We start from the raw sequence: 1,436 nt of genomic DNA, 5'->3' as shown, positions 1-1,436 counted from the left end.
GTTTACAGGTGTCGCCGTGAACCGAGTCTTCCCTGTCAGCTCTGAGGATCCCGCCGCCGACTGCCCGGTGCCGACCGACATGATCAACCGACTCTACCGCGCAGAACCAGAGGCACTGTCTGATCAGCTTGAAGGCATCCCAGAAGCCACGCGGGCGCAGCCGGCCGTCTACCTCTATGGGCGCAGCCACACACGCCAACTCGGGATGCAGATCGCGATCACCTGCGAGGGTGCCAGTCTTCGGCGCGTCGCAGGTTTCGTCGGGAATACGCTACACGATCTCTCGCGACAAAACCCGAGCGCGTGGGCGGATGCCATCCCTTCGACCGGCGGTAAGCGCGGCATCAGCCTTGCGGGGTCAGGAACTGTGGCGCGACGCGAATAGAGGCGCATCGACAAGGAACTGGAGATGCTTACCTGTCGTGGGCCCGCCGTAGTGGCGTCCTGCCGGGCCAGGCGACGGTGCTCGGCAAGGGTGACAAGACCCGGGTGGTGGTGCTGTCGGCCGCGACGTGGAAGGTGCTGGCGGCGCTGCGCGAGAGGGCTGGAGTAGACAGCTTGGCCACTCCATCTGCCGACGCTCCCGCATTCCTGGTGCGAAAGGGCGGGGCACTCGACCCGAGCGCAGTTCACCGGGTGGTGAAGGCGGCTGCAGCGCGCGCTGGCCTGCAGGCCGAGGTTTCGGCGCATTATCTGCGGCATGCCCACGACTCGCACAGCCTGGACTGCGGAGCGCCGATACACTTCGTGCAGGCCACGCTGGGGCATGCCTCGGACGCGACTACAGGGCGCTACCTGCATGCGCGGCCGAGCGAGAGCAGCGCACGCTTTCTCGGCGTTTAAGCGTTGAAAGCGAAGTACCACCCGTGAGGTCCTGACGATGCTGAGCATGCGCCTGCCGATCTACACAAGCCCCAACGGCGATCGCTGGTTACTCTGCCGCGGTGAAAGGCTGGCGGACGTGTTCATCATGCATGAAGCGAACGGCCCGTCCGGCGGTGCGGTGTCTCGCATCGAGATCGGACCGTTTCTGCTCGAAGCGCCCCATAGTCCTCAGCATGAGGAGCTTCTCAGCCTTCTGGGACAGCTGATAGATCGGGATCATGCTGTTCCACCAAGCGGCGGGGCGTCACCAGAAGTGGGAGCAGCCGCGGCTGAGCCGACACCCGGCGAAGAAAGGGTATGACATGATAGCCGAGCGCGGGCGCTGATCTTGCCCGGATTATGGATCAGTCAGGCCACCGGGATCCGCGGACCGTGGTCGGCCACATCCGACGGGCGAACGCCTTCTAAGGGTACTCAGGCAGCGGATTTTTATAGGCCGCCTGGTTGCACGCTAGGACCCGCTCAACTGAGGTTTCTTAGGAGACGAGAGCGAGTTCTCCTTCCCGAGCAGCACGCTCGCAACCATCAGACTTAATCCGGTAGCAAGGCTC

3 protein-coding genes are annotated in these 1,436 nt (G+C 64.0%); all 3 read left to right on the top strand.

Features of this window, described 5'->3' with window-relative positions; translation table 11 throughout:
- Positions 1-385, top strand: a 385-nt coding sequence (locus FV233_RS29445) for a hypothetical protein (protein ID WP_246690147.1), incomplete at its 5' end; no start/stop codon positions are given.
- Between the two features lie 77 nt (positions 386-462).
- Positions 463-843: a tyrosine-type recombinase/integrase gene (locus FV233_RS29440; RefSeq protein WP_246690146.1), complete on the top strand. Its 381-nt coding sequence runs from the start codon at positions 463-465 to the stop codon at positions 841-843.
- 46 nt (positions 844-889) lie between these two features.
- Positions 890-1,186: a hypothetical protein gene (locus tag FV233_RS29435; protein WP_147853189.1), complete on the top strand. Its 297-nt coding sequence runs from the start codon at positions 890-892 to the stop codon at positions 1,184-1,186.
- The last annotated feature ends 250 nt before the right edge of the window (positions 1,187-1,436 follow it).

This window comes from Methylobacterium sp. WL7 (assembly GCF_008040085.1).
Lineage (GTDB): Bacteria > Pseudomonadota > Alphaproteobacteria > Rhizobiales > Beijerinckiaceae > Methylobacterium > Methylobacterium mesophilicum.
The sequence above is the reverse complement of the archived record's forward strand: the minus strand, read 5'-3'. Positions and strand labels throughout refer to the sequence as shown.